22 protein-coding genes are annotated in these 26,785 nt (G+C 46.5%); 17 read left to right on the top strand and 5 right to left on the bottom strand.

Annotated features, from left to right (window positions below; all coding sequences use genetic code 11):
- The first annotated feature begins 2 nt into the window (after positions 1-2).
- The 11 genes from DES40_RS02455 (at position 3) to DES40_RS02405 (ending at position 10,123) form a co-directional block, all read left to right on the top strand.
- Entirely contained in the window at positions 3-905 is a 903-nt protein-coding gene (locus DES40_RS02455; protein ID WP_233345358.1) for an alpha/beta fold hydrolase, read from the top strand.
- A gap of 104 nt (positions 906-1,009) precedes the next feature.
- Positions 1,010-2,272, top strand: coding sequence for a M20 family metallopeptidase (locus tag DES40_RS02450; protein WP_121098982.1), 1,263 nt, complete (start codon positions 1,010-1,012; stop codon positions 2,270-2,272).
- Positions 2,272-3,207 carry a DODA-type extradiol aromatic ring-opening family dioxygenase gene (locus DES40_RS02445; RefSeq protein WP_121098981.1) on the top strand — a complete coding sequence of 312 codons (936 nt, stop codon included), beginning with the start codon at positions 2,272-2,274 and terminating at the stop codon, positions 3,205-3,207. The genes DES40_RS02450 and DES40_RS02445 overlap by 1 nt, the downstream gene beginning before the upstream one ends.
- 12 nt (positions 3,208-3,219) lie before the next feature.
- Entirely contained in the window at positions 3,220-4,077 is an 858-nt protein-coding gene (locus tag DES40_RS02440; RefSeq protein ID WP_121098980.1) for an alpha/beta fold hydrolase, read from the top strand.
- 1 nt (position 4,078) lies between these two features.
- Positions 4,079-4,861, top strand: a complete 783-nt coding sequence (locus DES40_RS02435) for a fumarylacetoacetate hydrolase family protein (RefSeq protein WP_121098979.1) — start codon at positions 4,079-4,081, stop codon at positions 4,859-4,861.
- Complete coding sequence (locus DES40_RS02430; RefSeq protein WP_121098978.1) at positions 4,858-5,799, top strand: acetaldehyde dehydrogenase (acetylating); 942 nt, start codon at positions 4,858-4,860, stop codon at positions 5,797-5,799. Before DES40_RS02435 ends, DES40_RS02430 begins: the two co-directional genes overlap by 4 nt.
- Positions 5,796-6,833 carry a 4-hydroxy-2-oxovalerate aldolase gene (dmpG, locus tag DES40_RS02425; RefSeq protein ID WP_121098977.1) on the top strand — a complete coding sequence of 346 codons (1,038 nt, stop codon included), beginning with the start codon at positions 5,796-5,798 and terminating at the stop codon, positions 6,831-6,833. The genes DES40_RS02430 and dmpG overlap by 4 nt, the downstream gene beginning before the upstream one ends.
- Positions 6,834-6,835: 2 nt before the next feature.
- Complete coding sequence (locus tag DES40_RS02420; protein ID WP_121098976.1) at positions 6,836-8,068, top strand: NAD(P)/FAD-dependent oxidoreductase; 1,233 nt, start codon at positions 6,836-6,838, stop codon at positions 8,066-8,068.
- 10 nt (positions 8,069-8,078) lie between these two features.
- On the top strand, positions 8,079-8,396 hold the full coding sequence (locus DES40_RS02415; RefSeq protein WP_121098975.1) for a 2Fe-2S iron-sulfur cluster-binding protein: 318 nt from the start codon (positions 8,079-8,081) through the stop codon (positions 8,394-8,396).
- Positions 8,397-9,000: 604 nt separating this feature from the next.
- Positions 9,001-9,420, top strand: coding sequence for an MbcA/ParS/Xre antitoxin family protein (locus DES40_RS02410; protein ID WP_121098974.1), 420 nt, complete (start codon positions 9,001-9,003; stop codon positions 9,418-9,420).
- Positions 9,421-9,442: 22 nt separating this feature from the next.
- A complete protein-coding gene (locus DES40_RS02405) occupies positions 9,443-10,123 on the top strand; it encodes an RES family NAD+ phosphorylase (RefSeq protein WP_233345357.1) in 681 nt (226 codons plus the stop codon).
- Positions 10,124-10,678: 555 nt separating this feature from the next.
- On the opposite strand, the gene DES40_RS02400 is transcribed toward DES40_RS02405, so the two are convergent.
- Entirely contained in the window at positions 10,679-11,290 is a 612-nt protein-coding gene (locus tag DES40_RS02400) for a TetR/AcrR family transcriptional regulator (protein ID WP_121098972.1), read from the bottom strand.
- Positions 11,291-11,402: 112 nt separating this feature from the next.
- On the opposite strand from DES40_RS02400, the gene DES40_RS02395 reads away from it, so the two are divergent.
- A complete protein-coding gene (locus tag DES40_RS02395; RefSeq protein WP_121098971.1) occupies positions 11,403-12,419 on the top strand; it encodes an SDR family NAD(P)-dependent oxidoreductase in 1,017 nt (338 codons plus the stop codon).
- 177 nt (positions 12,420-12,596) lie between these two features.
- Here DES40_RS02395 and fsa read toward each other — a convergent pair whose 3' ends face one another.
- The 4 genes from fsa to DES40_RS02375 form a co-directional block, all read right to left on the bottom strand.
- A complete protein-coding gene (gene fsa / locus DES40_RS02390; protein ID WP_121098970.1) occupies positions 12,597-13,253 on the bottom strand; it encodes a fructose-6-phosphate aldolase in 657 nt (218 codons plus the stop codon).
- Positions 13,254-13,470: 217 nt separating this feature from the next.
- Positions 13,471-14,880: a sugar porter family MFS transporter gene (locus DES40_RS02385; RefSeq protein ID WP_121098969.1), complete on the bottom strand. Its 1,410-nt coding sequence runs from the start codon at positions 14,878-14,880 to the stop codon at positions 13,471-13,473.
- 132 nt (positions 14,881-15,012) lie between these two features.
- Positions 15,013-16,047, bottom strand: coding sequence for a cupin-like domain-containing protein (locus DES40_RS02380; RefSeq protein ID WP_121098968.1), 1,035 nt, complete (start codon positions 16,045-16,047; stop codon positions 15,013-15,015).
- 86 nt (positions 16,048-16,133) lie between these two features.
- Positions 16,134-19,436, bottom strand: a complete 3,303-nt coding sequence (locus DES40_RS02375) for a TonB-dependent receptor (RefSeq protein ID WP_121098967.1) — start codon at positions 19,434-19,436, stop codon at positions 16,134-16,136.
- A gap of 200 nt (positions 19,437-19,636) precedes the next feature.
- Between DES40_RS02375 and DES40_RS02370 the strand changes: the two genes are divergently transcribed.
- The 5 genes from DES40_RS02370 (at position 19,637) to DES40_RS02350 (ending at position 26,784) form a co-directional block, all read left to right on the top strand.
- Positions 19,637-21,148, top strand: coding sequence for a tryptophan halogenase family protein (locus DES40_RS02370; protein WP_121098966.1), 1,512 nt, complete (start codon positions 19,637-19,639; stop codon positions 21,146-21,148).
- Positions 21,148-22,449, top strand: coding sequence for a tryptophan 7-halogenase (locus tag DES40_RS02365; RefSeq protein ID WP_121098965.1), 1,302 nt, complete (start codon positions 21,148-21,150; stop codon positions 22,447-22,449). The genes DES40_RS02370 and DES40_RS02365 overlap by 1 nt, the downstream gene beginning before the upstream one ends.
- Complete coding sequence (locus DES40_RS02360; protein WP_121098964.1) at positions 22,449-23,966, top strand: tryptophan halogenase family protein; 1,518 nt, start codon at positions 22,449-22,451, stop codon at positions 23,964-23,966. The genes DES40_RS02365 and DES40_RS02360 overlap by 1 nt, the downstream gene beginning before the upstream one ends.
- A 7-nt stretch (positions 23,967-23,973) precedes the next feature.
- Entirely contained in the window at positions 23,974-25,500 is a 1,527-nt protein-coding gene (locus DES40_RS02355; RefSeq protein ID WP_121098963.1) for a tryptophan halogenase family protein, read from the top strand.
- A gap of 237 nt (positions 25,501-25,737) precedes the next feature.
- The gene (locus DES40_RS02350) at positions 25,738-26,784 is read left to right on the top strand and encodes a LacI family DNA-binding transcriptional regulator (RefSeq protein WP_121098962.1); all 1,047 of its coding nucleotides are present in this window, start codon (positions 25,738-25,740) and stop codon (positions 26,782-26,784) included.
- Position 26,785 lies beyond the last annotated feature (1 nt).

Here is a 26,785-nt window from a genome sequence, read left to right as displayed (position 1 = left end):
CCATGTCCGAAAACCTCGTAAGCCTTAACCCTGGCCCAGCTCCAAAAGGACAAATGGTAAAAGCCGGCAAAGACAAATACTACACCATCGAAAAGGGCAGCGGTGACCGCGTCGTATTTCTTCTTCATGGCGGCGGTCCTGGCTGTACAGCTTGGTCTGACTTTGCCGTTGTATCTGATATGTTCGCAGAGCATTACCGAGTCATCATGCCGGATTTGCTACAATATGGACAATCCAGCAAAGACATTATTGAAGGGCCCATGTGGGATTATCATAGCGGCTCTATCACGCGGCTAATGGATGCACTCGGTGTCGAAAAAGCTGATTTTGTCTGTAACTCGTGGGGAGGGACAATCGCTCTCCGCCTCGCCTCGCGTTTTCCTGAGCGTGTGCGGTCTCTAACCATCACAGGTTCTATGCCCGTTTTCCGAGGCCCACTCTGCCCGCTCCCGGAGGGTGGTCGGCGCGGTCGTAACGCACGCGACATTTATTACGGCGGAGCGGAAGGCCCAACGCTTGAAAAAATGCGTCAGCTCATCGCGCGCCTAGAATGGTACAACCCAGACCTCATACCTGAAGAAACCGTGAAAATGCGGTTCGAGCAAAGCCTGAACCCAGAAGAAATGGCACTCGCGGCAAATGCCGACAGCCCGCGCGGAGAATGGCAAGAAATGGAGCCCGTTCTTAAAGATGTAGCCTGCCCGACCCTTTTTTGCTGGGGGCTTCAAGATGACTTCCTAACTCCAGATTATCCCCTGATGCTGATGAATATGGTTCAGCGTGGCCAGTTACATATTTTGGATGCCTCTTCGCATCACCTTCAAGAGGAACGTCCTGAACATTACTTTCAGATTGTTCACGGCTTCCTTCAACAGCCCCATGATGAAGTCATGGCTGGAGCATAATCATGAATCCAATCCGTATTATAAAAAACCTGTTTGTTGATTTCTTACTTAAAGTTTCAGGCACATGGGTCGGCGCGCCCAAAGACGCCCCTTGGGAAGATTAGTTGAGCCTTAGCGCTCATATCGATGACTTAATATCGGATGACAGTTTAACGACAACTCTCTCCGACATGGTCAATATTGCCTCGCCTACCGGTGAGGAAGCACCTCTGGCTGCATATATATGCAGCAAGCTCCAAAGCTATGATGTGGACGCATCCACGCAAGAGATTAGCCCCTCGCAATCCAACGCATTTGGAATCTACTCCGAGAGGAGCGATGGCAAATCGCTCATGCTCTATGCGCCGATTGACACGGTCACAAGTAATAGCAAAGCAGAAGATCTGCCTTGGCTTGGTCCTCACATGCGGGATGACTTTCGGGCGGAAGCTTATGTTAAAGACGGCCACGTTTTTGGACTTGGCGCACATAACCCAAAAGGTCACGGCGCTTGTATTCTTGAAACGGCTAAAGTCTTAAAAGCGCTGAATATTGAGCTGCCCGGCAATCTGTTTTACGGCTTTGGGGCGGGGGGTATGCCCACACATGGCCGCGAGGGTTTTGACCACAACTCTGGCCACGGCTCAGGCTGCGAGTACATGCTCACCCAAATTCCAAAGGTTGACGCCGCGATTATAGCTAAATCTGGCACATCGGTGACATGGGAAGAAGTTGGGTTTATTTGGTTAGAGGTCAAAGTTGCGGGCAAACATAATTATGTCGGCGCGCGTCATCTGATGCCTTATGACAACCCTATCGCCAATGCGAGCAAGCTTATCCTAAAACTTGAAGATTGGTTTGAGGGCTATTCTGAACGCCATGCGAGCGCTCTATGCCGCCCGCAAGGCCATATCGCGCATATGGAATCAGGCTGGAAGCGCATGCCCTCTTTCACGCCAGAAGCTGCGCGTTTCTTAATCGATTTACGCTTCACGCCACAACAAAATGCTGATGATGTCGAAAAAGAACTTGTTCAAGCAATTGAGACGTTTCGCGGGGAACTTGGCCTAAGTCTTACCACGAAACGCGTACAGACGATCGATGGATCGCACACGTCGCCATCAGAACCGATTATTCAAACCACGACACAAGTCTGGGAGCACTTAAAGGGCCGCCCACATGAACCCTTTACACTCATGTCAGGGGCAACGGATGCAAATATTTTGCGCCAGCATGGTATCCCTACCGCCCGTATAGGACTGGCGAAAGCTAAGTTACCCAGTGTCGATTTCGCGCTCGGTATGAACTGCGTTGCCATCAACGAGCTTCGCCATCTCACGAAATTCCTGACCCTGAGCGTTCTTAAATACTTCGGAAAGATGAGCTAATGGCGAAAATAATCATGGGCATAGGCGCGTCTCATACGACGCTAATGAATACTCAATGGGCAAAGGTTGACCACCTCCCTGAAGCGCATAATTTTAAAAATGCACTTCACCAAGCTAGCGCTGCTATGCATGCACTAAAGCCTGACCTCGCAATTGTCGTTGGTTCAAACCACTTTCGCGGGCACTGGCTGGATATGATGTCGAGCTTTGCCATTGGCGTTGATGAAATTGAATCAAGTGGAGAACACGGCACGCCTAAAGGCGCACAAAAGACAAGCCCGGATAATGCTTTAACCATAGCCAACAGTTTACTTGATCAAGGCTATGACATGGCCTTTTCAACACGTTTCGTTATCGACCATGGTATCAGTCATGCAATCCAATATCTGACTTTGGAAAATCAAATTCCGATTGTACCTATTATGATAAATAGTTTCGCGCCGCCTCTACCTCGCTTGGAGCGCTGCCTGACTTTGGGAAAAGCCATTCGAATTGCGGTTGAAACCCTGCCCGATGATATGACAGTTGCTATCATTGCAAGTGGCGGATTATCGCACCAACTCCCTTTCCCAGATTGGCGCAAGCCAAAAAGCGATAATGATGACTTCCTTGTTGATAGCTGGAAAAACGGCCGCGGAGATTGGGAACGTTACGAAAAGCGTCGCCGCGCAATTATTGTAAACGCGCCGCCGCGACTAAACGAAGAATTTGATGAGACGTTTCTACAAGCCTTATGCGACGGTAAAACCGAAGACTGGCTGAAAACAATTTCCGAAGACACCCTCGTCGAAACGGCGGGCAATGGTGCCAACGAACTGCGCAATTGGATTGTCATGCATTCCGCTATCAATTTTGCCACCGGAAAAACCCTTGCTTATTCCCCTATGCCCGATTGGCTGACGGGAATGGGCGTATTTATTTGTGAACCGAATTAACAGGAGAAGACTATGACTATTTGGCACGACCTATTGGGTCTTGAATTTCAAGTAAAACACGTGGATGCCAAAGGTATCAAAACACGCGCCCTCATCGCAGGTGAAGGTGAAGACGTGATTATGATGCACGGCACATCAGGACATATGGAAGCGTTTACGCGCAATATCCGCTCTCACGTTGAGGCTGGGTTTAAATGCCATTCAATCGATGCGCTTGGCCATGGCTTTACTGATAAGCCGGACTATAATTTTGAAATTCACCGCTATGTTGAACATGTCATCAATTACATGGACGCTATGGGTATTGAAAAGGCGCATTTGGCAGGTGAATCTTTGGGCGGCTGGACTGCCGCAATTTTGACTTTGAACCATCCGGAGCGCGTTCGTTCTTTGCAACTTATCGCAGCGGGCGGGACGAAAGCGAACCCAGCCATTATGGAGCGCCTCATCAAGTCAACAACAGCCGCTGTTATGGAAGACGATATCGACCTGACCCGTAAACGCCTTCAGCTTTTGATGCATGACGCGGCTGATGCAACTGAGGAATTGGTTCAGACACGCTATGTGATTTATCATCAGCCCGAATTCCAAAAGAACCTGCACAACCTACTCTGCTTGCAGAACATGGAAATCCGTCAACGCAATATGATGACGTCGGAGCAGCTTAACAAGATCAAAACACCAACACTTATCGTTTGGGGTCGCAACAACCCATTTGGTGAAGTGCCTGAAGCTGATAAGATGCATGCGGATATTGAAGGCTCACGTTTGGAGCTATTTGATGAATGTGGTCACTGGCCACAGCACGAGCGTCCAGAGCTCTATAACCCACTCGCGATTGCGTTCCTCAAAGAGAATAGCGGGAAATAGAATGGCCTCTCATGACATTACCCAAGCTGCTGCGCATGCTCTTTATCATGCGCTACGCAGCGGAGAGCCTATTGGCCCTTTGACCGAAACCTATGAAGGATTGACGGTTGATGACGCCTATGAAATTTCACTCGCGATTTACGCACTACGTAAATCAGCGGGTGAACAAGACATTGGTAAAAAAATTGGAATCACCTCTGACGCTGTGATGAATATGCTCGGTGTTAATCAACCTGATTTCGGTTTCCTAACAGATACAATGTGGGCCAAGGACAATGTCGTGGACACCTCCAACATGATTTTACCGCGCGCAGAGGCTGAAATTGCTTTCAAGTTAAAAGCAGATTTAGTTGGGCCTGGCATTACAGAAGAAGATGTTCTCGCAGCAACAGAATCTGTAGCAGCCTGTTTCGAAGTCGTGGATAGTCGCGTCAAAGATTGGAAAATCAAAATTCAAGATACAATCGCTGATAACGCGTCTTGCGGAACAATGGCGATTGGTCCTGATTGGGTTGATCCAAATACGGTTGACCTTCTGGGCTGTAAAGCTGTTGTTACAAAAAATGGCAAGCCGCTCTCAGAAGGCGTCGGCACGGCAACGCTTGGCTCACCTTTAAAAGCCGTGGCATGGCTCGCGAACACACTCGGAGAACGTGACATACCCTTTAAATCAGGAGAGATCATTCTCTCAGGGTCCCTCGTCCCTCTCGAACCTGTTTCTTCAGGTGATAAAATGCACGTGTCGATCGAAGGTATTGGCGATTGTGAAGTGAGCTTTAAATGACCAAAAAAATTAAAGTTGCCATTCTCGGTTCGGGTAATATTGGCACGGACTTGATGATCAAGGTGATGCGCAATTCTAAGGTATTAGAGATGGGGGCTTTAGTTGGTATCGACGCGGCCTCTGATGGCTTGGCCCGAGCGCAACGCCTAAAAGTCGCCACTACCCATGAAGGCTTGGACGGCCTCACAAAAATGGATGTCTGGAACGAGATTGATATCGTCTTTGATGCCACATCTGCAGGCGCACATAAACATCATCACGCCATTTGTATGCGTGATGGCAAGCAAATGGTTGATCTAACGCCCGCCGCCATTGGTCCTTATTGTGTGCCTGTCGTGAATATGGATGAGCACCTCAATGAGCCTAATGTGAACATGGTCACATGCGGCGGCCAAGCAACAATTCCAATTGTCCATGCTGTCAGCCGTGTTTCGGAATCTGTGCCATATGCGGAAATCGTTGCCTCCATTAGTTCCAAATCAGCAGGTCCTGGAACGCGGGCCAATATTGACGAGTTTACTGAGACGACCTCCAAAGGCATTGAAACTGTTGGAGGCGCGGAAAAAGGTAAAGCTATCATCATCATGAACCCTGCCGAACCCCCGCTTCTGATGCGCGACACCGTTTACGCCTTCTCCGTTGGCGGCAATGAAGCTGAGATCGAAACATCAGTCAAAGATATGGTCGATGATATTAAGGCTTACGTGCCGGGTTACAGACTCAAACAAGAGGTCCAGTTTGAACGCTTCGGCTCAAATAACCCGCTTTGCATGCCAGGAATGGAGCCTATCGAAGGTGTGAAGGTTTCTGTCTTTCTCGAAGTAGAAGGCGCAGCACATTACCTTCCTGCCTATGCAGGTAACCTCGACATTATGACGTCTGCTGGCATGGCGACAGCTGAGAAAATTGCCACACTTAAATTTGGAGCGGCGGCATGACAGGTAAAGTCACAAATCCCAAAAAGGATAAGCTGTATATCCAAGACGTAACGCTACGCGACGGCATGCATGCTATTCGTCATCAATATACCATCCATGATGTTGCAAATATTGCCAAGGCACTTGATGAAGCGGGTGTCGATGCCATTGAAGTCGCCCATGGTGATGGCATACAGGGAAGCTCCTTTAACTATGGATTTGGTCGTCATACGGACTGGGAGTGGATTGAAGCCGCCGCAGCCTCTGTCAAAAATGCTAAAATCGCAACGCTCTGCCTCCCCGGCATCGCGACGGAACATGACCTGCGCCAGGCACACAGCCTCGGTGCGACCTCTGTTCGTATCGCAACACATTGTACGGAAGCGGACATCTCTCGCCAGCACATCGGGATTGCACGTGATTTAGGTATGGACACAGTTGGTTTTCTAATGATGAGCCACATGATCGAACCTGAAGACCTCGCTCAACAAGCCTTACTTATGGAAAGCTATGGCGCGACGTGCATTTATTGTACCGATTCAGGCGGCGCAATGAACATGCATGATTATGCGACCCGATTACAAGCCTATGACCGTGTGTTGAAACCTGAAACAGAACGCGGCGTACACGCCCATCATAATTTGTCACTCGGGGTCGCCAACTCAATCACCGCTGTTCAGAACGGCGCGCGCCGTATTGATGCTTCGCTTGCTGCAATGGGAGCAGGCGCAGGTAACGCACCGCTCGAAGTCTTTATTGCTGCCGTCGACAAGATGGGTTGGAACCATGGCTGTGACACGTTCAAACTGATGGATGCTGCCGAAGAACTTGTCCGTCCATTGCAAGATCGCCCCGTCCGTGTTGACCGCGAAACGCTTTCACTGGGCTATGCGGGGGTTTACTCCAGCTTCCTCCGACACGCCGAAAAAGCGGCGGAAGATTACGATATGGATACACGCGAAATCCTCGTCGAGCTTGGCCGTCGCCGCATGGTAGGAGGCCAAGAAGACATGATAGTGGATGTGGCCCTCGATTTGAAAAAACACGCGAACTAACCATGTCAGATGCGACGGTATTGATTGTTGGTGCGGGACAAGCGGCGGCTCAAACCGCCACCTCTTTGCGGCAGGGTGGGTTTGAAGGGAAAATCACGATATTAGGTGAAGAGCCCTCCCCGCCCTATCAACGCCCACCACTCTCTAAAGCCTATCTGAAAGGGGAACTGGAACAAGAGCGGCTCTACTTTAAAAACGCTGAATGGTACGAGTCTCAAAATATTGATGTTTTGACGAACATAACTATTTCATCTGTTGACGCAGATTCAATGTCAGCCACAACACAATCTGGAAAAATATTCAATTTTGATCATCTCGTTTTTGCAACGGGCTCACGTAATCGCACGCTCCCAATGGAGGGAGCACAGCTGGAAAATGTTTTTGGGCTGCGCAATCTCGTAGATGTCGACGCACTACGGCCGCATGTCGGGCCTGATAAAAACCTCGTCATCATAGGTGCGGGATACATTGGTCTTGAAACGGCTGCAGTGGCACAGACTTTAGGAACTCACGTCACGGTCTTAGAACTGGCGGACCGCGTTTTGGCCCGCGTTACGAGCCCAATAATTAGCGCGTTTTACGAAGATTTGCACAGGCGTTATGGTGTAAACATTAAAACGCGATGCTCAACCTCATCTATTAATGGAAAAGATGGCAAGGCTGACAGCGTAACACTTGCCTCTGGTGAAACTTTACCCTGTGATGCTCTTCTGATTGGTATTGGCATCCTACCCAATATTGAAGTCGCCGCTGAAGCCGGAATTAAATGCGAAGATGGCATTTTAGTGGATGAGGCAGGCAGAACAAATATTCCTCATATTTATGCCGCGGGAGATTGTGCGAAGCGCTTTATCCTCCCTTATGGCCGCCTGGGGCGTCTTGAAAGTGTTCACAATGCCATTGAGCAAGGCAAACAGGTTGCAGCCGCGATTATGGGCAAACCTGCCCCAAAACTAGACTGCCCATGGTTTTGGTCTGATCAATATAATATCAAATTACAAATCGCAGGCCTGTCCACAGATTATGATAATTTTGTTATTCGCGGCGATAGCGACAATGAAAAATTCGCTGTCTTCTACTTTAAAGATGATATCCTCATTGCAGCTGACGCCATTAATAGCGCGCCAGAATTTATGACAGCCAAGCGGCTCATTACGGCTAAGGCAAAAGTCCCCCCCGAATGGCTCGCCGATAGCGATCGCTCTTTAAAAGACATTGCCGCTCAATTTAAATAAAGGACTTATCATGCCCAAAATTCTATTTATGTCACATGCAGGTGAAGAACACTCTATTGAGGCAAAAGTCGGCGACAGCCTTATGGAAGCCGCTGTAAAAAACTCGATCGCTGGAATTGACGCTGATTGTGGCGGAGCATGTGCATGCGCGACATGTCATGTTTATATTGATAGTTCTTACTCGGCGCTAACCGGCACCCCTGATGACATGGAACAATCCATGCTTGATTTTGCTGATGAAGTTCAGCCGACATCAAGATTATCTTGCCAAATACCTATTACAGAAGAAATGGAGGGCATTGTAGTCAGGTTGCCCGAAAGCCAATGATTAGAAGTCTAGGTGGTTCATGACCTCCAAACGCCCAGTTACTGCTAAACAGTATCTTTCGGAGTTTGATGATAACATGCCTCCAAGGTGGACTTTCAGCTTGGCCTACAAATACGCCCAGAAAAGCTTAAAAATTATCAAGCCTATTTTTGGGTAGTTTAAGCCGCTTATTTAATGTCCGCAATGCCCCCTTATGAGACTTTCTACTTTTTACAGATTAACACCTGTTTCAATGAAATATGCGTCAACTGTGCCCACGTTTGTTATCAGATATAAAACCTGCGCTTCACAACAACTTGGTTTAGGCATATTCTAGGTTAGTATTAGACGAATCGTCTAGTAGCCCCTTGGGCACAACAAAATGTGGAGACCTCTAAATTATCCCCATGTGCCCTTTTATACGGCTTTTTATGTGCCCTTTTTACGATTTAACTGACACTTAACTCACTGAAATAATTGAATTTATTAATTTTTCTTGGCTCCTGCTTGCGGACTCAAATTATTCTCAAACGCCACCTTTGTTTATATTAGCCAATTGTCATAATTATACACAATATTGACATTTTGGCATAAAAGACATATATAACTCACACAGGAGCTTATTATGCAGTTTCAACAAGTCCATAGCGGAAAGCGAGCAGTCGCCCTACCCCAAGGCACGTTTCAGATTACGGATTCTGAAGCCGAGGCTGGCGCACGTTTTGCCGTAAAAGTCTTTGAGCTCTGGAATCTAACCGATACTGAAAGCTGTGTTCTTTTGGGCGGTATCGGTAACCGCACTTATGCCCGTTGGAAGAAAGGCCATATTGGCCCTATGGATATGGACAGAAAGATGCGCCTGTCTATTCTAGCCGGTATTCACAAAGGGCTAAAATACCTCTTCACTGAAAAGCAGCGCGGCTATGACTGGATCAAAATGCCAAATGCCCATTTCGATGGCGCACGTCCTTTAGACATATTACTCAATGGCCGCATGACAGACCTCATGGCGATAAGAGACTATCTCGACGCAATCCGTGGCTAGGTCGCCCCTTAAAACGAAACGCGTGAGATGGTCGAAGGCTTATCGCATCATCTCGTCCATCTTTCCGCCTATTGATCTATTTGAAGACACCTCCGACCCCGAAGACTGGGAGCTTCTGGCCTCGCTGGAGGCCAAGAGCAATCCACGGATTGTCGAAGTCATTGGGCAGTTATCACTTGTCCCGCCAGAACGGCGTGTTTCAGGCCCTGGAGCCTCATATGTTATGGCACCCTTCACACACGTCAGCCCAAATTGGGCGGGTCGGTTTCACGACGGCACCTTTGGTGCTTACTATGCAGCGAAGAAAGCCGAGACAGCTCTCGCTGAGACAATGCATCATCGCTCAGAAATTTACCGTGCGAGTGAAGAGGAGCCCGGATGGTTCTCTCAATACCGCGAACTCATCGGCAAGGTCGACCACAGCTTCCACGACCTCACAGACCGAAAAGATTATGCCCAGTGCCTGGCACCAGATGACTATGTCGCCTCTCAATCACTCGCACGTGACTTTCGACGAAACGGCTCATCTGGTATTCTGTACCCAAGCGTCAGACATGAAGGCGGTTTATGCCTCGCGGCTTTCTGGCCTGATTTGATTGGAGTGCCCATGCAAGGTCGGCATTTTGCCTATCACTTCAATGGCGAATTCATTGACATGTATAGAGACGAAACGAGCGGCGAAGTATTTAAAATCATCCGATAATCTGACCTCATTTGAGGTCACTTCACATCACTCAAATTACCCTCAAATAATGCCTAATTTTAGGCACAAAACTTTTTCGAACTGCACACAGATTGCACACGAGGACGCCTAACCCATTGTTTTTATTGGATAGTCGTTCCAATCCATCATGGGCGCAACGCTGGCTGTGAACTTTTTATTTTTATCCATTTACGATTTACTTTAAACAGTTGGTCAAGATGCATGTGCACCTAATTATAATGAAAAGCACGCATTTTCTCTTAGAGACTACACCCGAACAATTTAGGACATGATTATAATAGTCACATGTAACTCTGACAACTTTCATAAGTTGTTTCAGCAAAACGGACAGAGTGTCAGTATGCGTCAGCCCCTTTAAAAAATGAGGCAATTTATTGGAGTTGAGACACCCTCAAAACATAGGAGGAGAAAGAACAATTTCAAGCGGAATGGGAGTTAACGATGGCATAAATGCACCCATGAAACCCCATATTGCGGAAATACAGCTTCAATAGTCTTAATTCAATAGTCTTAAAGTGACTAAGCCTAAGCGCCTTACAGTTTTGGAGTAAAAACTGAAAATGCCAAACGCATGACTTGAACAATCATATCATCAGGTTCATTGCGTTTAAGAAGCAACATTGCGTTACCAAATTGCAAGTCTACATACTCCACTGCGATGTCAGTCCATATGTTCTGGATTTCATTTCTGCTCTTTGCGCGCTCAATCCAGACCGCATATTGGGCCATAGAATCACTGTGAAGTCGCTCAATCGTCTCACAAGTGTTGGGCCCCAAATGATCTTCGCAAGAGCGCATATCCCTAAGAAGGCATCCCCTTGGTGAAGTAAATACGGAACGGCTTTCCAAAAACAGATTAATCAAGGCCTCGACTCCGTCCTTAAAGGGCCGGTCAACTGCCAAAACATCATATAGTTTTTTAAGACCTTTATCGAGATAATTTTCAAGCACAGCCTGATGCAAGCCATCCTCACCTCCAAACTCTCTATAAAGGCCCGGTTTCGAAACACCCGCACGTTTGCAGATCTCGTTAATTGAGACATTTGCCGGGCCATCTACCCAATAATGTTCCATTGCCGTCGCAATGACTTGGTCACGGTTTAGACTCTTGGGGCGGCCTCGACCTCGTTTTTCACTATCGCTCATTAAATCGTACCTATCGGTATTTTATTGTTGACATATTTTACGTACCAGTTAGTACGAAACTAATCAAGTCCTCACTTCGAGGTATGTTGAAAACAGTTTTGAAGGAAACCCAATGACCAAAACAGTATTATTAACCGGTGTTTCAGGATATATCGGTCTTCACGTGGCGAAACTTCTTTTGGAAGATGGTTACCATGTTCGCGGCTCTATCCGCAGTAAATCTAAAGAAAAACATGTCCGCGATACTTTACATGCGGCGTCCGTCGATACGTCAAAGTTGACCTTTGTCGAGCTGGACCTATCTAAAGACGAAGGTTGGGACGAAGCGGCCAATGGCAGCGACTTTGTTGTCCATGTCGCGTCTCCTTTCACTGTTGCAAACCCGAAATCTGAAGCTGAAATGATTAACCCAGCTGTCGAAGGAACTCTTCGTGCACTGCATGCGGCCGAAAAGGCTAAAATCAAGAGAGTGGTTCTTACGAGTTCTCTTGTTTCCATGATGGGAAGTATGAAAAGCGGAACAGTGACGCCGAGTCACTGGACGGATATCAATGCAAAAGATGTCAGCACTTATATCAAGAGTAAAACCCTGGCCGAAAAGGCTGCATGGGACTTTGTGAATAGTCAGGCCAGTACTAACCAAATGGAATTGGTTGTCATAAATCCCGGTGCTGTCTATGGGCCTCCACTGGGAGATAATTTGACCGGTGCAAGTATGGGTTTTATCGATCAGATGTTGAAGGGTAAACTGCCAATGGTACCGCGACTAGCAATGCCAATGGTGGATGTAAGGGACGTGGCTAAGCTTCATGTTTTAGCCATGACTCACGACGGCGCGTCAGGCCAAAGAATCATCGCGTCAGACTCGAAGCCTCATGGTTTTGCGGATGTGGCGCAGGTCCTTAAAGATGAAGGCTACGAGGGCCCAAGCACGCGTTTTGCGCCTAACCTTATAATTCGCCTCTCCGCATTATTTGATCGCGAAGCAAAAGGTATGCTCAGCTTCCTGGGCATGAATGTCAGCGCTGATAATTCGAGAACCCAGCAGTTGTTCGATTGGACGCCAATATCGTTCAACAAGATGATTGCGGATACTGGCGCTGCAGTCAAAGCTCATCAAACATCATAGCCATCACACCCAGCATTGAGGACTAACCTAATGACAGATCTAAAACACAAAACAGGTTTTTGGAAAAAACTATGGCTGATGCTGGAGACAATGAGTGCGTCCGATTGCACACAAGACACTTATGTCTTAGAGCGCATACGCGCTCAAGAGACGAGAATCGCAAACCTCGAGTTGAAATTAAGTCAGGATTGATTGCCCTGTTTTTTCCCAGTCTTTCAGAAATGCGGCGAGACCTTTATCTGTCAAAACATGATTAGAGAGGTTCCGAATGACGTTTGGCGGCGCCGTCATAACATCCGCCCCAATGAGTGCACATTCTTTGACATGATTAGCATTGCGAATTGAGGCCGCCAGAATTTTAGTTTCAAAGCCATAGTTGTCGTAAATCGTTCGAATATCTTCAATGAGTTCAAGTCCATCCAATGTGATATCGTCTAATCGGCCAATGAAGGGCGAAATATAAGTCGCCCCGCATTTTGCAGCAAGGAGTGCTTGGTTAGGCGAAAAACAAAGTGTCACATTCGTCGGAATCCCCTCTCTAGACAATGTATTACAGGCTTTCAGTCCGTCCATTGTAAGTGGAAGTTTAACGCAAACGTTCGAAGCGATTTTGCGCAAATGGCGCCCTTCTTTAATCATTTCATCAGCCTCGGTCGCAACGACTTCGGCGCTAACATGACCCGTCACTACATCACAAATTTGCGCTATGACCTCTTTAAAATCACGTCCAGATTTTGCAATTATAGACGGATTTGTCGTGACCCCATCGACGAGCCCAACATCGTTTAGTTCGGCAATTTGATCAAGGTCTGCACTATCAACAAAAAATTGCATTCAGGTCTCCATTCGTAATCATTTGAATTTGAAAAGGCTTGTTTTGAAAATATTCTCTATGTGATGGCTACGCACTAAAATGATGCCGCTATACCGAGACAGAAAGCTGACATGCTTACGCGCAGTATATTCGCAGCTTGATATGAGCGGTTACTTGCAAACAAGCTACCGCGTATCTTTCACCGCGGCAGCCATCAATCATTCTGGTTTGCCGTGATTAGCCAACCATGTCCTCTAATTCCTTGCCTTTTGTTTCTTTCACGAACCAAATCACAAAGAATATCGAAGCAAAAGCAAAGACGGCATAAATACCATAAGCGGCCGCCAATCCGATTGTTGCGAGGAAAATCGGAAATGTCATTGTAATGGCAAAATTCGCCATCCACTGCGCAAACCCGGCGACAGCTAAACCAGAGCCGCGAATTTGGTTTGGGAACATTTCACCAAGCATGACCCACATGACGGGACCCCAGCTCATATTAAAAAATACGACGTAAGCATTCGCGGCGATAAGGGCGATGAGGCCCATTTGGTCACTTAATGTCAAACGTCCATCAACAATACTGCCCGTACTGAAAGCATAAGCGACAATAGCCAACGTAACAAACATGCCAATTGACCCTAAAACCAAATAGGGTTTACGCCCAACCCTATCGATAGTCGCGAGCGTAATAAGCACAGCCCCTATTGACAGCGCACCAGATAGAACATTGATCAATAAGGCGTCAGATTCCGTAAACCCAACAGATTGCCAAAGTACGGACCCATAATAAAAGACGATATTAATCCCGACTAATTGCTGTAATACAGCGAGACCAATACCCACCCAAACAATTCCTCGGAACAGGCGGCCCTTCTCTAATACATCCGTTAGTTTAGGCTTGTGATCTGAGGCTAGAGAACTTTTAATCTCAGCGACCTTTCGCCCTGCCCCGGCTTCTCCATATATACGGCTCAGAGTTTTATGCGCGCCAATTTCATCTTCTTGCACCATTTGAAAGCGCGGACTTTTAGGAATAAAAAAGAGCATTATCAGAAAAATGAAAGCAGGAATTAATTCCATCCAAAACATCCATCTCCATGTTTCATGCCCTCCCCATAGAGGTGAAAGAGAAGACCCTGATGTTTTTGCCAATAAGTAATTACTTAAGAAGGCCAGAAACAAACCGGCGATAATCGCCACTTGTTGGATAGAGGTTAAACGACCTCTAATTCGAGCGGGTGCAATTTCAGAAATATAGGCTGGCGCCATAACCGATGCAGCGCCAACAGCCAAACCACCTAGAATTCTATAAAATACAAAAGGTGCAGAACTATTAGCGGCCCCAGAGCCCCAGGCACTTATGATAAAGAGAATAGCCGCGACGAGTAACATTGTCCGTCGGCCGAATTTATCAGATAGCCTACCAGCAAAAAAAGCGCCAAAAGCGCTCCCCAAAAGCATCGAGGCCACACTAAACCCCGTGCCTACACTCTTAGAATTAAAGGCGGTTTGCAGCCCATCAACGGTACCGTTGATTACTCCGCTATCATATCCAAATAAGAACCCGCCAAGTGTTGCGACGAGACTAATAAAAACGATAAATCCGGTGGCGGATTTTTCCGCCGATACGGCTTGTGTATTCATTTATATTCCCCTGAAATTTTATATTTCTTACAATGTTAACGCTATCTTTTTTTAAGAATGATGTCCACGCCTTTTCTTGCCATGCCTTTATTCTTATTATTGATTCATGAATCAGACAAAAATATTAATGTGTCAACGCGCTTGCGGGACAATCCCCGCCTGATATGCGAGGGCCCTGACTAAGTTTTTCCGCATATGCTGCCGTTGCTGCGGTGTATGTTCACCAAGCACGCCTTGACTATCCTTTGGCAAATGCGCGGCGGCATCCCCATTTTCCTGAAAAACCAAATGGGCGAATACGTCTTGCCACACTTTTCTTTGTCTCTCGGGCATGCCTCGAAAACTAATCAACGCATGTAAAAGAGCATCATATGGGGAGCCTAAATCAGGTTCCATATCACTCCACCAATAGTTTACGAGAATATTGAATTCCTCCAAAGACTGAACATGGTGCCACCAGAAATAAGGAATATAAATAGCATCACCAGCTGCAAGCTCTGCACTCATTCCATGTTCAAGAGCTTCGGAAAAATTTGGATATTTCTCATGATCTATATCATTTAATTTCACCATTGAAATCGGTGGGCCTGCCAATGTTTTTTCAAATGGGCCGATATAGAGGTTCTTGATTTGGTTTGGCGGAAACAGCGTAAATCGACGCCTGCCTGCAACAACACAGGCAATATTTTCAGATAAATCAAAATGGGTTTGTACTGTTAATTTATTGCCAATCCAGATTCTTGAGCCGACAGAACTATCGACAATATCAAGAGGGTTTTCCGTATCATATCCTGATAGGATATCAGATGTCGGTACAGATTGAATATAAACGGCACCGCTTGGGTTGCCCTCAATCTCATCAAGCGTTTTGGACAGCGAATTTAATACCTTCGTGAAATTCAGGCCTTGTAGATCATCACTATAAAAAAATTGCCCCTCAATATCCTCTGGCCCATGCATTATTGGGACAGGCTTATGGGTATCCCTTGCTTTCAAATAGTCTGAGACATGCTGTGTTGATTTAGAGGCCGCTTTTACAATGGGCCAATCTGATACATATCCCTTTAGGATGGCTGGGCGGCCCAAAGGGTATATTTCTTCGCGAAAGGAGTCATAAGTGACGTTTTCGTAAATCGGAATTGAAGGTAAATCATCTAAGTTCAACATAGCTTGACCGTATAAGAAATCTTCGCACAAAAAAAGCCGCCGAAACGGCGGCTTTAATTTTGTTTCAAAATGACCACATAAGCGCTTTAGAAGTTTGCTCGAAGCGCAAATGTAAATCGGCGGTCATTTCGGAATGCCGAACGGAAACCACGAAGGCCATCCGTATTAGGAATGAGAGACGTCGTTTCAGTCACTGTGTCTAACAAATTAGCGGCCTGAACACCGACTTTGAAATTCTCATTGATCGTGTAGAAAAACGAGCCATCCAATTGACCTGAGGATTCCTGGAAAATTGGATAGAACGGCGTAATCACATCACGTGCCGTCACAAGATAGTCACTTCTCCAGTTATAAGACAAGCGTGCAGAAATCTTATCTTTCTCGTAAATACCACTAAGGTTAAAGTTATGCTTTGAGAGACCTGCAAGCGGCAGAGAATCTACATCAGCAAGAATAGCATCTCCATCATTTGCTGTTGGATTTGAACTCGTCGCATTGACACCTGATGAACGGATCCCGTTACTATCAACATAGGTATAGGTAGCCGCAGTACCAAAGCCTGACGCCCATCCCGGAAGGATATCATCATAGAATTGTTGATGCGCGATTTCAAAACCAGTAATTTTACCCGTATCAGGCGAATTACCCGGTTGCACGAGATACACATCATCATAGGTAACGCCATTACTTGTAAAACTTTGCGTACCAGACCCTGTATCAATGATGTCTTTGATACGTTTATGGAAACCAGAAACCGTTAGTGAACCTACATCATCAAAATACCACTCAAATGATATGTCAAAATTATCGGCTGTCACAGGGTTCAAAGATGGGTTACCGCCCTCACCTTCAAATCCATAAAAACCGTCTCTAAACCCTGCAGGCGGAGAATCCACTGTTGGCGTTCTAGGGTCGTCTTCAGTCACAGCTGACAGCGTAAAGTAATTTCGCAAGAGGCCAACTGCGCCGCGAGACATACCTTTTGAATAGGCAAAACGAATGATTTTCTCATCATCCAAGCCAATCTTTAAGTTAAAGCTAGGTAGGAAGTTATCATATGTATAATTCGCCTGCGGCAGAGCCTGAGTCGCACCATTAGCAAAAGCCTGCGCAGCGGCTTGCTCCGCCGGTGTCAAAGCACAGAACCCTGGGGGCTCATACGGCTCAGTTGGCGGCGTTGACGTTACAGGATCAACGCAGACGTTACCATCGCCAGGCGCCCCAGGCAGACCATTTTCAATGACGGGCCCACCTTCAAATACAGGGATATCCGAGGCTGGTGGCGCAGTGAAGAAACCTTCAGATTTAACGTTGGTTTCAACATACCTTAGCCCTATATTACCATCGATGGAGATACCATTGCCAAACGGGTCGTCATTTCCAAAATTTAGACGACCATAAATCGCTGTTGTTTCTTCAACGACGTCGGAAATTTCACCAGGCAAAAAGTGCGTTCCAGGAATAACGCCTGGCCGCTGAGATAAGCGCGCCCAACCTGCGTCACCGCCAGCAGCAACAAAGTCATCGCCTAAGGTTGTACCGCCCTGTGTTAGCCAAGCGCGTACAACCTGATCCGCAAGGTCCGAAGCTGAATCATAATTCTGCGCGGGGTTTCCAGCATAGAATGGCAATGCGGGAGGCTGCGTAACATTACCACGTTGGAAGTTATCCCATTCATATGTTTCAACCTGTCCTGTCCCTACTTGGTCCATCCAAACAGGTCCGCCATTCCCCCAAATTTCGCTCAGAACACCCCAGTTATAAGCTGTACTTCGTGTTGTCTGATCTCGCTTCGCATAACGTCCGCCAAAGCGTACTGACTTCAACCAATTCTCTTCAATATCATATTCGATATCAGCACGGAAAGCATCCTGCGTACCCTCACTTTGCTCAATGTGATCCATAGCAGCGCGCCAGAAAGTATTATATGGGTCAGACAAGCTCGGATTGTCTCCGATTAAATAGGATGGACAGGACCCAGTAGACCCCGGCGTCACGCCGCCTGAACAATCCACACTGCCGCCTTGGAATGTCGGTGTAAGATATTCGATATTCGGCACACTACCCGCCGTTAAATCCAAGGCGATATCTTGAAAGCTCGAACCCCAAATTGTGTGATCAACATTATCAACGGTCGAATCTACATGTTGGTAATCAAAGTTAAGCGACACTCTATCCGTTGGTGTGTATTTAAAATTAAAGGAATAATCAGAAGTGACATATTCCTGCTCTACCCCGCGTTTAATGTTATTGGACTGCAAACCATGAATTGGCAGCCTTGCATCACCCGAGTTTTGGTCAGCACGCCAACCTAACGGCGCCGACAAAGAGCCTTGAGTAAAGAGGCTGTCAGCTCCGAACTGGAATTCTGCGCCAGGTAAAGCGAAGAAGGCATCATCACCGATATTATCCGTTGCAATCTCAGAGACATTCTCTCCCCAAGAGGTCGAGGCGTCAGAACGAATAAATTCAGCCGTCGCTTCCATCGTACGATCAGGGTTCGCCCACTGGGCTGCTGCGCCATAGCCTACGCGCTTACGGTCATAATCCTGTGTACGCACTACGGCGCCTTCCGGTGCATATACGGTATCAGCCCCAAAATCTGTTCGTGGCTGGAAACTTGAAATTTGAGAGCCATCCGAACGGGATTTCAGTTCAGAACTTACAGCATTTACCCGAAGCCCAAATTCATGACCGTTCACATCCCAACGGTCAGAATACAAACCTGAGATTGTCGGCGTTAGCTCATCACGAAAATCGGTATAATTTCCTTCTAATGAACCCGCAATTACGCGTCCGGGGCGATCAAATGGCTTTACAGTCTCAAGGCTAATTGTCCCCGCGATTCCGCCTTCAATGAGATCTGCAGTTTGGTTTTTGAAAACCTGAACGGCGCCAAGTAATTCTGGCGGCACATCGGCAAAACTAAGCGCGCGGCCATTATTTGCAGAGAATGAATCGCGCCCGTTAAATTGTGAAGACACATAGGTCAGGCCACGAACAACAACATCTGTACCCTCGATAGAGAAATGATCAGGATCGTCAGCCGCCGCAAAACGGGAAATTGTAATCCCTGGGACGCGCTGCAATGCTTCTGTCACCGAGCGGTCAGGCAGCGCACCAATATCTTCGGATGTAATAGCGTCAACAAAAGTATCGGCATTTTGTTTAAGGTTCTGAGCACTTTGCAAAGACTGACGAATACCAGTGGCAACAACTTCATCGCCAACTTCGTCGCTTGTTGAACTCGTTGGAACGGTCTCAATTGGATCTGCATCCTGCGCGAAAGCAGGTACTGCCATTAGCAAAGCAAAAGCCGATGACCCGCACAATATAGACTTAGTTAAAGCATTGGACACGACTGCAGTGTCTTTGAAACCGTTAATCACGATTATCTCCCCTGTGTGTTTTCTTATTAAAGCCAGTTTATGTTAGCGCTAGCATTACACGGTTTCTTACAAAGCATTTAGGGATTGTCAACGTCAAAAATGATAGCGCTATAATTTTTGAATTATACTGTTGCAAAATTAGTACATAACACTTTCTATTAGGCTCGGCATTAGGGAAATGAGGTCTTGTACAACATATTATGACATTTAATTGTGACGACATTAGGAAAATCGTTATCGCAGGCGGCGGCACAGCTGGCTGGATGAGCGCAGCTGCATTGGCCCGCCTCGTGTGCCCCCTTGGCATAGAAGTGACCCTTATAGAATCAGAACAAATCGGAACGGTTGGTGTCGGAGAAGCCACATTACCTCACCTAAGATTCTTCAATCAAACCCTTGGAATTGATGAGAAAGAGCTCATAAAGGCCACGCAGGCAACGATTAAGCTAGGTATAGAATTCTGTAATTGGGGGCAAATTGGCGACCATTACATTCATCCATTTGGGGACTATGGACGCGAAATTCAGAACATAGACTTTCACCATTTCTGGACTCATTTACGTCGTTCTGGGTTTGATTCTCGCGCCTGTAATTACTCACTGCCCGTCATCATGGCAGAGCAAAACAAGTTCGGCCTTCCATCTCAAGACCCGACCCAATTGATGTCATCTTTCTCCTATGCTTATCAATTCAACGCCACAGACTATGCCTTGTTTTTACGTCGATTCGCGGAAAAACTCGGGGTAAAGCGGGTTGAAGGAAAAATTGAAAAAGTAAATTTGGCCCCTGAAACAGGAGACATTCTCTCACTCCAGCTAGAAACAGGTCACATAGAAGAAGGAGACTTTTTCATCGACTGCACAGGCTTTCGAGCCTTATTGCTCAAAGAGGCATTGGGTGTAGGATATGATGACTGGACCCAATATTTACCTTGTGACAGGGCCGTTGCTGTGCCGTGTGAAGGCGATTCAGCACCAGAACCTTATACTCGCGCAACCGCCCAAAAAGCAGGCTGGACATGGAGAATTCCGCTTCAACATCGCGTCGGCAATGGGCATGTGTATTGCTCAGAATATATGTCAGATGAGCAAGCCGCAGAGATCTTGCTGAATGGCCTTGAAGGCAAACCAACAAACAATCCACTGTTTCTAAAGTTCGACACAGGCTGGCGTAAAAAGAGTTGGGAAAAGAACTGCGTCGCTATCGGTCTTTCAAGTGGCTTCCTCGAACCTTTGGAATCAACCAGTATTTATCTGATTCAAGCAGCCATAACGCACTTCATTGAGCTTCTACCAAACAGACGCAATAGTCCTAAGGACAGAACTGAATTCAACCGAGTAATGGCACTAGAAGTCGAACGCATCCGAGACTTTCTAATTTTACACTACCATGCAACGAAACGCGACGACTCCCCGTTTTGGAATTACGTTCGTACCATGCAGGTTCCTGATTCTCTCAAAGAAAAGATGGATCTATTCAAGCAGACAGGGACAATTCAAGACTATAAAACAGGATTATTTTTATATGCGAGCTGGCTCTCAGTCTATTTAGGCCAAGGTATTATACCCGACAGCAGCCACCCCATTGTAAAAACTTTTAACGCAAAACAAATTATGGGGTTTATGGAAACACTGCAATCAAACATTCAAAGCACAGTTGCCGCTTTACCGCCCCATAGAGAGTTTTTGAACCAATATGTGAGGCCTTCATAATGGCACATGTGGGTTCAGTTTCATCAATCAGAATCGACGGCGACTTTCACGGCGGCTCTATCTGTGCCGTGTTCCTAAGCTGGCTCGGGAAAAGTCTAGGCTTTACCGTCTCAGGCTCATTAAGTGAACATTCGTCTTACGAAAAACAGCCCCCCATAATACTCGGACCTCAGGCTCTCAGCCTTTTTCGCAAAATAGGTCTTGATGAACGCGATATGTTAAAAGCCTGCGCAGGGACTTTTGTTGTTGGCGCTGAATTTGAACATGATAATCTTAACGCCCCCAGCTTTGCACCATATTTAACATCTGTCGCAACGCTTGATGGTATTGCCTTTCATCAAATATATGGCGCTGCTCGTTCTTTACATATCATTGCACCCTACTCTGACTATTTCGCGCCCTTATATCTCGCTAAAGGAAAACGCTTTTCTCACCCGATTGAAACGCAGCCTGTAGGAAGAGCTAATTTTCGTTACAACCTCATTTTAGAGAGGGCTTTATTTGAAGATTATATGCGGCGTGCGGCCAAACATTACGGCTTCCGAAGTGCAACCCAAAATGATGCTGACCTGATACTAAAAGCGGATAATAATCCATTACAAGCTGATGGGTTCACTAAAATAAGCCCTAACACGACTATGCCAAGTCACATTAAATACCGCGTTAAAAACTCAGCAATTATACAAATCGTTCAAACGCAAACTGACTGCCTTGAAACTCTGTTTCCAGTAGAAAACCAAAGCAGGAAAACCCAGAGCGATACTTGCCAAAATGTTTGGCAAGACAACGTAATCAATCTATCAGATTGCTTAAGGAGCCTCTTACCTTATGATCACGCTTATATGGATGCGATTGCGTCTTTGCTTTTATCCCTGTTTGATTTGTGGCCCGATAAATCAGACACCACGATAAACGCCGCAGAGTTTAACAGGCGCGTTGAAAGCAGCATAAATCGAGCTAAGGACTTTCAGTCCGCATTATGTGTCGCAGCGGGGTTGATTGACATCGAAAACACCTCACAACCATTCAAAGTCAAATGGCAACAATTTCTCTCCCGTGGGCGATTGGTCAGCTATGACGACGAACCTGTTTCCGATGCGGAATGGATTGCCTACTTACTGGCACTAGGGATAAATCCAGAAAGAGTTGATCCATTAACAGGCAAATTCACCCCGACACAAATGACTGATGCCCTCAACCTTCAAAAAGATATTTCCCAAAAATGGGGAAACTCTCAGGCAATTCAAACCGAGTATTTAGGGCGCGCCAAGGCTCTGTATGCCCATAAGCGGAGTCAGTAATGAAAGCCCCCTCCTCTGCATTAAATCATATCATTATCGCTGGCGGCGGAACAGCAGGTTGGATGACAGCCGCCGCCTTAAGCCGCTTAATTGAAAATAAGCAAACGCGTATAACCCTGATTGAATCCGACGCTATTGGCACGGTCGGTGTCGGCGAAGCGACTATCCCGCCGATTGTCGGCTTTAATCAACTACTAGGCATTCCAGAGGAAGACTTCATAAAATTCACGAATGCTACATTTAAACTCGGGATTGAGTTTAAAAATTGGTATAATGGGAAGGATAGCTACATTCATCCTTTTGGGAGTTACGGCCAAGATATAGAGGCCATAAAATTTTACCAAATCTGGCTCAAACTGAATGCGCTCGGCAAAGTTCCTAATATAGATGAATTCTGCCTCTCAGCCGTTGCCGCCTATTCTGGGAAATTTGCTCCGCCTTCGCCAAACCCAAATAGTGTGATGTCTAGCTTGGCATATGCCTATCATTTTGACGCCACCCAATATGCGTTATTGTTACGAAGCCTTGCTGAAAGTCGAGGCGTGAAGCGCGTTGAAGGAAAAATAGTCGACACGGCTCTAAATAGTGAAAATGGCCATATAACCTCTTTAAAACTTCAAAGCGGAGACACTATAGAAGGTGATTTCTATATTGATTGCACAGGTTTTAAGTCACTACTGATAAACGGCGCTCTTGGAATAGAATTTGAAGATTGGTCACATTGGCTACCATGTGATCGAGCCGTCACGATTGCGGGTGCTCGCGATTCAGCCCCTGCCCCCTATACTCGCGCCACAGCCTTAACTGCCGGTTGGCAATGGCGTATTCCATTGCAACATAGAACGGGCAATGGCCATGTATATTCTAGCCAATATATAACAGATGACGACGCCGAAAAAGCCCTTATCGAAAACCTCGAAGGTAATCCCATAGGCTCGGCTCGAAAAATACATTTTCGAACCGGACGCCGCAAAAAGTTCTTCCACAAGAATTGCGTCGCAATCGGATTATCCGCTGGGTTTATGGAACCGCTTGAGTCAACCTCCATTCACCTAATTCAAGCCGGCATTTCAAAACTCATAGCCTTACTACCGGACCCCTCTTTCAATACAGCTGAGGCGGAAACCTATAACAATCTTACCCATATGCAGTTTGAACAAACGCGGGATTTCTTGATATTACATTACAAGGCCACTCAGAGAACAGACTCTGATTTTTGGACCTATGTTAAAAACATGGATATTCCAGATAGCCTTCAAATGAAGTTAGAACTGTTCAAGTCCAAAGGACGGATATTCCGATTTCAGGATGAGCTATTTGGTGAAGATAATTGGGCCGCTGTACTTTTAGGGCAGAAAGTAATGCCCAGAAGCTGGGACCCTTTAGTGGATACACTCGACACGCAACAGCTTTCAAATCATCTTGCAGGAATGCACCAGTTAATTCGGAGAACAGCTGAGCAAATGCCAGACCACCAATCATATATCGACCAATTGGTTCGAAAAACCACAAGATAGCCCCGATATGGAAAAAATTGACAAAATTGTTATTGCGGGTGGCGGCACGGCCGGCTGGATGGCAGCGGCAGCACTTTCAAAGATTCTAGGCCCTCACTATTGCGAGATTGAACTTGTTGAATCTGAGGCTATTGGCACAGTGGGTGTCGGCGAGGCAACAATCCCGCAAATTGGCACGTTCAACCGCACACTTGGTATTACCGAAGATGACTTCGTACGCGAAACAAATGCTACATTCAAACTCGGCATTGAGTTCGTCGATTGGGGTCAGTTGGGCGATCGGTATATTCACCCTTTTGGCGGCTATGGGCTGGATATGGGCGGCGTATCCTTCCACGCATTTTACTTAAAAAACCATCCAAAGCATAATCATCAAATTCTTGAGGATTACTCCCTTCAAGCCAAAGCCGCGCGTAAAAATCGGTTTATGCGGCCAGTGAATGCAGGAAACTCGCCACTCTCAAATATCGCTTATGCCTTTCATTTTGATGCCGGTTTATATGCTAAATACTTACGGCGCCTCGCCGAAGAACGCGGTGTAACACGAACCGAAGGCAAGATTGTCGATATCGAGCAAGACCCGGAAACAGGCTTTGTGACATCTATATCGCTTGATAAGGGCATAAAAGTAAAAGGCGATCTGTTCATTGATTGCACCGGCTTCCGAGGCCTCTTAATTGAACAAACCTTAAAAACGGGGTTTACGGATTGGTCTCATTGGCTTCCCTGCGATAGCGCTGTTGTAGCCCCATGTAAGCGAAAAGGAGAAATGCTGCCCTATACGCGTTCAACAGCCAGCGCTGCTGGTTGGCAATGGCGTATCCCTCTTCAACACCGTGTCGGAAATGGTCATGTTTACGCTTCGAGCTTTATGTCCGATGAAGAAGCCCTCACACATTTTATAGAAAATTTAGAAAGCCCTCCTCTCCAAGACCCTAGGGTCATTCGTTTTAAGACAGGAATGCGTAAGAAAGCCTGGAATAAAAATGTTGTCGCTTTGGGCCTATCAGGTGGTTTCTTAGAACCCCTTGAATCCACCTCTATTCACATCATTCAACATGGCATCGCCAAATTGATGCAAATGTTTCCTGACAAATCCTTCAATCAGGTCGATATAGATCGTTACAATCGTCTTACAGATTTTGAAAATGAGAAAATCCGAGACTTCATCATATTACATTATTACGCCACACAACGCACCGATAGTGACTTTTGGAACTACACAAAGACGATGGAAATACCCGAATACTTAGCGGAGAAGATAAATCTCTTTAAGTCCTATGGCCGTGTCTTCCGAGAAAATGAAGAGCTCTTCAACGACACGAGTTGGTTTGCCGTAATGTTGGGACAGAATATCATTCCAAATGCCTATGACCCCGTCGCCGATATATTCGATGCCGAGGAGACGGCAAAGCGTCTACAAAACATTTCGGAGACAATAGAGACCGCGTCAAATTACATGCCGCAGCATGAAGATTTCATCAAAGAAAATTGCGCGTCTGACACGTTCATAAAACATTACGCAAAAGAGTAGTCATATCTATTCAATACAAACTGTAAGTTTTCTATTTCACACGTTTAGAAGCTCTAAGACTCTCAGAAAGAGACTTTCAGAGATTAAAGCCATCAAATTTGACGAAACCACATTGCAAGGCTCCATTCAATTTTACATTGCCAGAAGGCTGTCTTCTCTGCCATATGACTCATTACGCCAACAAAAGCTCATGAATAATGGCTGGGCCCAGTCGGTGTCGGGAAAGGTCATAGCGTAATGCGTCTAAGTTCAAACCAAGATAAGGTGACGATTAAAGAAGTTGCTGAACGCGCTGGCGTCTCCCAAATGACCGTATCACGCGTTGTAAACGGACAAGGGCTCGTCAAAGAAGCGACGCGTAAAAAAGTAGAAACCGCGATTAGTGAATTAAACTACCGCCCGAACCTTATGGCCCGCCGATTAGCTGGCGGTAATTCGTTTTTCATTGGAATTGTCTATCACAATCCTAGCCCAAGCTATCTCGCAAAGGTATTAGAGGGTGCCCTGAAAGCTTGTCGCAATCTTGGCCATCACCTGGTCATCGATGATATGGGCGCTGTAAACCCTGATAATGGCAATCATAAAAAAGTAGCAGAATCTCTCCGGCGCGCAGGACTAGACGGCGTTATTATTACGCCGCCCCTCAGCGACAACCGAGACTTGGTTGACGCTCTGACAGACCTTGGGGTTGCTTGCGTCCGCGTAGCGCCAGGCAATGTCTTTACCGACACCCTTCGAGTGGCGATGGACGACACGGCCGCTGTTCATCAAATGATTGAATATCTTATTGATCTTGGCCATGAACGCATAGGGTTTATAAAAGGCCCAGATGACCACCCTTCAAGCCTGCATCGTTATAAAGGGTTTAAATCTGCTCTTGAGAGCCGAAAAATTTCTTACAAAGCAGAACTCACCGTAGACGGCAAATTTACTTATCGCTCAGGTATGGAAGGCGCATTTAAACTCTTCGGTCTTGAAAACAGACCGACCGCTATTTTTGCAAGCAATGACGATATGGCGGCAGGCGTTGTGGCTGCCGCGAATATGCGCGGCTTAACAGTACCTGCAGATTTATCCGTCGCAGGTTTTGATGATACAGAAATTGCGACTTCGATTTGGCCAGAATTAACAACGATTAAACAGCCTATTTCCGAAATGTCGGAACGCGCTGTAAATCTCCTCTCAGCAAAACTGTCTGGCGATTCCTCAGTTGACGAGAAAAACACCACCCTACTGGCTTTTGACCTTATCAAACGCGGTTCGGTTCAACCCCTAAAAACTTAAG

It is taken from the genome of Litorimonas taeanensis, from assembly GCF_003634015.1.
Lineage (GTDB): Bacteria > Pseudomonadota > Alphaproteobacteria > Caulobacterales > Maricaulaceae > Litorimonas > Litorimonas taeanensis.
Note: the sequence above shows the minus strand (reverse complement) of the source record. Positions and strands in the feature narration are given on the sequence as shown.